Here is a 6,731-nt window from a genome sequence, read left to right on the forward strand (position 1 = left end):
TGTAGTATTTCACAAAAGCAATATATTTGCAGCTCCGTAGGAGCGACCTGTTTTTAGTAGTAGTAGAGCTTGAATATCTATGTCTATGGGAAATTTCTTGCATTTTATTATTTTATTAGACCTATTTTACAGGTCGAAAAATTATTTAAAGATGGGATTAAAAGATTTGTTTTATCTTCGTGCCCTTCGTGTTCTTCGTGGTTTTTAAAAGATGTGGGTAAGGATAAGCCCCTGAGGGGAGAGGGTAGGGTGAGGGGTAAAAGAGGCTCTACCCACAAATACTAACTTGACAAGGCAATACGCGCTATGACTTTAGTTTTATTACTATTATTAGTCTTATCCGCTGCATTTCCCCTTCAGGCAGAAGTTCGGGATGAGGAGGTCTTAAAACGCATCGAGACACTTAAGGCCCGTCAGGATAGAGGGGCAATCAGTGAACTTATCCATCTCTACATGGATCAAGAGATGTATGAGGAGGCCGTTTCAGCCATTAATAAGGCCCTTAAGGATCGCCCCGAAGACATGGGCCTTTGGCTTAACCTGGGAGAAGCTTACCAGAAAAAAGGCGATTTAGTCTCGGCCCTGGCCACCTACGAAGAATTCCAAAAAAAATTTCCCGGCTATTCTTCCCTTCAACCTAAGATCTTCCAGCTATACAAAGATCTGGATATGGTGGAGAAAGTTGTCTCTTCTTTAGAGGAAAAAATTGTCCGGGAGCCGGCGAATTTAGCTGCCCTGAAATCGCTGGGCGAATTGCACGCCTGGCTGGGAGACACGGCTAAGGCCATCGGGGCATATCAAAAGGCAGCCTCGTTAGACCCAAAGGACATCACCATTAAGCGAACTCTGGCCAAACTCTACCGTCAGGCCCAAAGATATGAGGAGGCCTTAGCTATCTATCAAGATTTGCTTAAACTTAGATCCAATGAGACCTATTATTACCAGGAAATGGGTAATCTCTATGCTGAACAGGGAAAATTTGAGGAAGCCTCCCAGGCCTGGGAGGGTATTATCCGGATAGACCCTCAAAATATTTACCATTATCAGTTGCTGGCCAGGGCCTACCTGGACTGGGGCAAGCTGGATGAGGCCCTTGCCTCTTATCTCAGGGCCAGGTCAATACGGCCAAACCAGGGCATCTTTGCCAGGGAATTGGCTGAATTATATCAGCTCAAGGGGGAGAAGGAAGAAGCCATATCTGAGTATTTGAACCACCTGGGAACAGGGGGAGGAGAATTAGAATGGGTAGAAGAAAAGCTGGCCGAGTTGGACCTGGAAAGGGCTATTAACCGGCTGGAGGAGAAGGGTCAAAAAGGATCTATGGCTGCCAATGAGATCCAACTTCTGGCGAACCTCCACCTGAAGGCCTCTCATCCGGACAAGACCATCAGCGGGTATGAAGAGGTATTCAGCCGAAAGCCTGACCAGGGGGAGCTGTTTCTCTCCTTGGCCGGAAGACTGGCCGAGGCCAGATTCAAGGAGAAGGCCCTGGATACCTATCAGCGGCTCATTGCCCGCTTTCCCGGCAAGAAAACAGCCAGGCGGGCTGGTCTGGCCGCCGGGCGAATCTTGATTGATTTAGGACAATACGAGACCGCCCAAAAGACCCTCTGGCAGATAGTCAACCAGTCCGAGCAAAGCCCAGAGCACATGGAAGCCCTCTTTTTAATTGGGGATATCCAGCTTACTCACCTGAATGACCCCAAGCAGGCCCGAAAGGTCTACCAGGTATTTTTAGGTGATTATCCGGCCACTCCTTTGGCGGTTAAGGCTCAGATCAAGATCGGAGATTGTTATTTGCGAGAAGGAAAGATAGCCCTGGCCAGGGAGGCCTATGAAAAGATAGTCAACAGGCCTTTAGACCAGGCTCCCTTAGCTGAAGCCGGCTTCAAAATCGCCGATTCTTACTATTGGGCCGGGGAGTTTGAACAGGCCAAAAAGGCTTACCAAGCCTTTATCAATTCATACCCAAGAAGTAACGAGGTTAACAATGCCCTGTCCAGGCTCAGACTAATGGGCGAGGGAAGCGAAGAAGAACTCAAATTCTATCAGGAAGCAGAATGGTCATCCCTCAAAGGAGAATTCGAGCCGGCTGAGTCAAGTTACCAGCGGATCATTACCGCTGATTCACCTTCTAATCTGAAAGATGATGCCCTCTTTGCCTTGGCCTCTCTTTATCTGAAACGTGGAGACAAGTCCCGCTCAGTGGAAATGTTTCGGAAAATAGCCGATGAATATCCTGAAAGCTGGCACGCCCCCGCCGCCCAAAACGAAATCGCCTCGCTCTATTCCAGAGAAGGGGATGATAAAGCCGCGGTCAAGGAATATCTGAGCTTGATCAAGGCCTATCCCGATACCTCATGGGCTGTTCTGGCGCAGGGGGAGATAAATAAATTGAGGGAGAAGAGAGAACCGCAGCGCCGCTGAGGGTCGAGGCTGAAAAATGCCTTTCGAGAAATAAAAAAGAGGTAGAAGTTAACTCCTACCTCTTCTCTGGTTGATTACGCTGCCACGGATCAACCAGACCATTGAGGAAACCATGTCTATTAAAAGACTCCTCTATCTATTTAATAGTATACCACCAAATAACTGTTTTGTCAAGAAGGGGAAATGGTTATTCAGCGGTATCCTTTTCTGTCTTTTCCTAATCCCCCCCTCAGCCGTTGGGGCTGAGAGGTGCGCCACAGGTCGATTTTATGCCCTCTTTGAAGATGTAGGCGAGATATCACTACTACCAACTCAAAACCCGAAACCCACCTCTGCCCCCAGCGAACTCAAAGCCAATGATTCCTTCTGGGTTATCCGGCCGGAAGGAGGCTACCGCCAGATAGAGGCTGTTTTGAAACACCAAGGGACCCACTCCTGCCTTTATCTGGCTTCTTCCCTTAATTCTCATCCCCTTTTAGAAACCCTGGTAGATGAATTTGATCGTCTGATCTATCCTACCTTAACCTCTGTCTTTGGGTCAGAACCTAATCCAGGCATTGATCTTGATCCCAGAATCAAGATTCTGATCCTTCCCCTGGGAACTGATGGCCCCTTAGGTTATTTCTCACCCGTAGATGGATTTAGCCGGCTCGCCACCAAATATCTCTTCCCTGAAGAGAGAACAAATGAGGCCGAGATCATTTACCTCAACTCCACCCTACTGGAACATAAGCAATTAGCGCTAGCTACCTTAGCCCATGAGTTTCAACACATGATCCACTTCCACCAGAAACTGAGATTACTCGGTCTGAGAGAAGACATCTGGCTTGATGAGGCCTGTTCCGAATATGCGGAAGACCTCTGTGGTTACAGCCGACCTTATCGAGGCAGCCCGCTGGAAGAGAGAGTAAAGGCTTTTCTGGCCTATCCGGATGATTCCCTGACTGACTGGCAGGGCAGGGAGAGTGATTATGCTTCGGTCCGCCTTTTTATGCATTATTTTGTGGAGCATTATGGCGGAGACCGAATGCTAAAGACGCTCTTAAGTTGTCCTAAAACCGGCTCAGAGGCCCTGGAGTACGGGCTGGCCTGTCAGGGACAAAGCAAGGATCTATCTTCCATCTTTACTGACTGGATTACGGCCAACTATGTCAATAATCCAGGATTAGGCCTGCCATATGCTTATCTTCATCCTGACCTAGCAGAATCAGTTCACCTTTTTCCTGATGAATCAGTGGCCCATTATCCTTACCAGGTGGAGGATCATCTAAGCGCCTGGTCTTACCGTGGGATAGAATTTAAGAGTCAGGGATCAGTTGCCTTGCGCCTCACTTGCCAGGCTGGACAGGGCGTTGAATTTACCCTGGCCTCAGAAGAAAAAATCGACCACCTCTCACCTGATTCCTCTGGATACGGCAGACAAACAATCTCCTTGCCGAAAGACGGCTACTTCATTATTATCCCCACCTATTCAGACAGCCAAGAAGGTCTGGAAGGCTCTTTTTCCCTCTACTTAGATATAATCGCTCAGACCCCCACCCCGGGAGTCCCTGATCATCTTAGTCTCTTACAAAACTACCCCAACCCGGTTAATCCGGAGACCTGGATACCTTTTAAACTCGACCGGGAATCTGAGGTTTCAGTCCGAATCTATACCCTGACCGGAGAACTTATCAAGGCCATAAATCTGGGTCATCTTCCTCCTGGAGACTATACTTCCAGAAAAAAAGCCGCTTATTGGAATGGCACGGATGAAACCGGAAGCGAGGTCGCCAGCGGAGTTTATTTTTATCAACTCGAAACTGGTTCGACTACCCTGACACGCCGGATGGTAATCAGCAAATGAACCCGAAACTCGACCACCCGCCAGCGGGTGCCCCCAACTCGAAACTCAGCCGAGGTAAAGTGTATTTAGTCGGCGCAGGCCCAGGCGACTGCGGACTCATTACTCTGAAGGGAGTCGAATGCCTCAAGCAAGCCGAGGTAGTCCTTTATGATCATCTGGTCAATCCTGATCTGCTCTCTTATGTTGGCGCCGAGGCAGAGGTTATCTATGTAGGAAAAGAAGGGGGTGATCATACCCTTTCTCAGGATGAAATAAATAACCTTATGCTTAAAAAAGTCGAGGAGGGTAAGATAATTGTCCGGCTCAAAGGGGGAGACCCTTTTCTCTTCGGTCGTGGGGGAGAAGAGGCTTACACCCTAGCCAGGGCCAGGGCCGATTTTGAGGTAGTTCCCGGAATCAGTTCGGCTTTGGCTGCTCCGGCTTATGCCGGCATACCGCTTACCCATCGGCAATTTGCCTCTTCAGTGGCTATTATTACCGGACATGAGGACCTAACCAAGAAGATATCGAGTCTTGAATGGAAAAAATTAGCGACCGGTCCTGATACCCTGGTCATTCTGATGGGGATAACTCATCTGGCTGAAATAGTCGAAAAATTGACCACTTACGGTCGGAATCCTTCAACTCCAATCGCTATCATTTGTTGGGGAACAACCCCTCAACAGCAAGTAATCACGGGAAACTTAACTAATATTGTGGAAAGGGCTAAATTTGCCAGGATTAGCCCGCCTGGCGTTATCGTAGTGGGTGAAGTGGTTACTCTCAGGGCCTGGCTTAACTGGCTTGAACAACGGCCACTCTTTAATCGAGGTATCCTTGTTACCAGGGCCGCGGCCCAGGCCGGAACTTTCAAACATTTACTTGAGAGCTACGGGGCACGGGTAATAGAGTTCCCCACTATCAAGATCGTCCCGCCGGCCAGTTTTGATGGGTTAGAACAAGCCCTTTCCAGGATCAGTGACTACCACTGGCTAATCTTTACCAGCGTCAATGGGGTGAAATTCTTTTTTGATCGACTGTGGAAGAAAGGCTTGGATTTACGGGCCTTGTCCGGAATAAAGATAGCGGCTATTGGGCCGTCAACGGCCGCGGAAATAGAAAAGCTCTATCTCCGGGTAGATTATCAACCCCAGGATGAATTCAGGGCTGAGGCAGTGGTTGAGGGACTGAAACGGAGCGGAGAAGCGGAGGCGCCGGGGAACAGGAGAATGGCCAGGCCAGGGGGGGATGAACTAACGCTTCGAGGAAGTAATATCCTTATCCCCAGGGCTGAGGAAGCCAGGGATACACTTCCGGAAGAGCTGGCCAAATTAGGCGCCAGGGTCGATGTCGTGCCCGTCTACCGAACCGTGAAGGAGAATAATAACCGGGCGTATATTGAAAGATTGCTGGACGAACATAAGATTGACGTGGTCACTTTCACCAGTTCTTCTACGGTCACTAACTTTGTCTCTGCCTTTGCTGACCAAGATTTAACCAGGCTTTTGAATGGGGTCAGGGTAGCCTGCATCGGCCCCATTACCGAAGACAAGGCTAAGGACCTGGGGCTTAGAGTCGATATCACCGCCTCTGAATACACCATCTCTGGTTTAACTCGGGCTATTATTGATTATTTTGATTGACAAAGATGCCACAAGTATGGTAGAATAAAGAAGTAGAGTAACTGCTTAGCCACTAAGGCACAAAGACACCAGGGCCTTGTGGCGGAGTTGTTACCAAGAATTCTATTGAAGGAGAAAGAGGGATGTTATCCGCTACGGCAGTAGATGTTTACGAATTGTTAAAACCCAAGCTGGGTCAGAATGAGTCTAAAAACCTCATCCACTTTATTGAGGACAGAACCGTATCTTTACTCCAGGAGGAAATTGCTAAAGGAGTAGCCACCAAGGAGGATATTGCCAGACTTGAAAAGGCTACAAGGGAAGATTTTGTCAACCTTAAAGAGAATTTTGCCAACCTTGAAAAGGCCATGAGGGGAGATATTGCCAGACTTGAAAAGGAATTGCTCGACTTCAAATGGCAAACCCGCCTCCATGTAGTTATCCTGGGAGCTTTGATCCTTTTTACTAACCCCAAAGTGTTAGACCTGGTGGGGAAATTACTGGGAATAGGTCTCAAATAAGCACTTCAGTTGTCTCCGCCGCCTCTTCTCCGGCGGCTTCTGCGTTAATTGATGATCCGGCAAAAAGTCCCAGTGGACTTTTTGACTAACCATCTTAATCCCTTTCCAACGTTAGAAAACACAAAAGTCGAGGCAGAGTTCGCCGAGATTAAATTACCCCTCACCGTTTCTTACGTCCCTTATCTTTTGTTCTCGCTGCTTATAACTTACGGCATTGTCCCAAATCCCCTAAAAAAGGGCTGAAAAACTGGTAACAGTTTGGAGAACATTATGCCTCGCCTCAATCACGTTATTATCTCCACAACTATGGGGGGTAAAAGTCTTTTCCTTGTCTCC

4 protein-coding genes are annotated in these 6,731 nt (G+C 48.3%); all 4 read left to right on the forward strand.

Going from position 1 to position 6,731, the window contains the following annotated elements; genetic code table 11:
- Positions 1-306: 306 nt before the first annotated feature.
- The 4 genes from AB1797_12115 (at position 307) to AB1797_12130 (ending at position 6,395) form a co-directional block, all read left to right on the forward strand.
- Positions 307-2,427 (forward strand): tetratricopeptide repeat protein, encoded by a 2,121-nt coding sequence (locus AB1797_12115; GenBank protein ID MEW5768343.1) that lies wholly within the window; start codon positions 307-309, stop codon positions 2,425-2,427.
- A 70-nt stretch (positions 2,428-2,497) separates the two neighbouring features.
- Complete coding sequence (locus AB1797_12120; GenBank protein MEW5768344.1) at positions 2,498-4,273, forward strand: T9SS type A sorting domain-containing protein; 1,776 nt, start codon at positions 2,498-2,500, stop codon at positions 4,271-4,273.
- Positions 4,270-5,895 carry a uroporphyrinogen-III C-methyltransferase gene (gene cobA, locus AB1797_12125; protein ID MEW5768345.1) on the forward strand — a complete coding sequence of 542 codons (1,626 nt, stop codon included), beginning with the start codon at positions 4,270-4,272 and terminating at the stop codon, positions 5,893-5,895. The genes AB1797_12120 and cobA overlap by 4 nt, the downstream gene beginning before the upstream one ends.
- A 122-nt stretch (positions 5,896-6,017) precedes the next feature.
- Positions 6,018-6,395, forward strand: coding sequence for a hypothetical protein (locus AB1797_12130; protein ID MEW5768346.1), 378 nt, complete (start codon positions 6,018-6,020; stop codon positions 6,393-6,395).
- Positions 6,396-6,731: the final 336 nt, after the last annotated feature.

Source organism: bacterium (genome assembly GCA_040753085.1).
GTDB lineage: Bacteria > UBA9089 > JASEGY01 > JASEGY01 > JASEGY01 > JASEGY01.

Bases quoted from the DNA above. Each gene is read 5' to 3' on its own strand.
- AB1797_12115 (MEW5768343.1), top strand. From the start codon at position 307: ATGACTTTAGTTTTATTACTATTATTAGTCTTATCCGCTGCATTTCCC.
- cobA (MEW5768345.1), top strand. From the start codon at position 4,270: ATGAACCCGAAACTCGACCACCCGCCAGCGGGTGCCCCCAACTCGAAA.
- AB1797_12130 (MEW5768346.1), top strand. From the start codon at position 6,018: ATGTTATCCGCTACGGCAGTAGATGTTTACGAATTGTTAAAACCCAAG.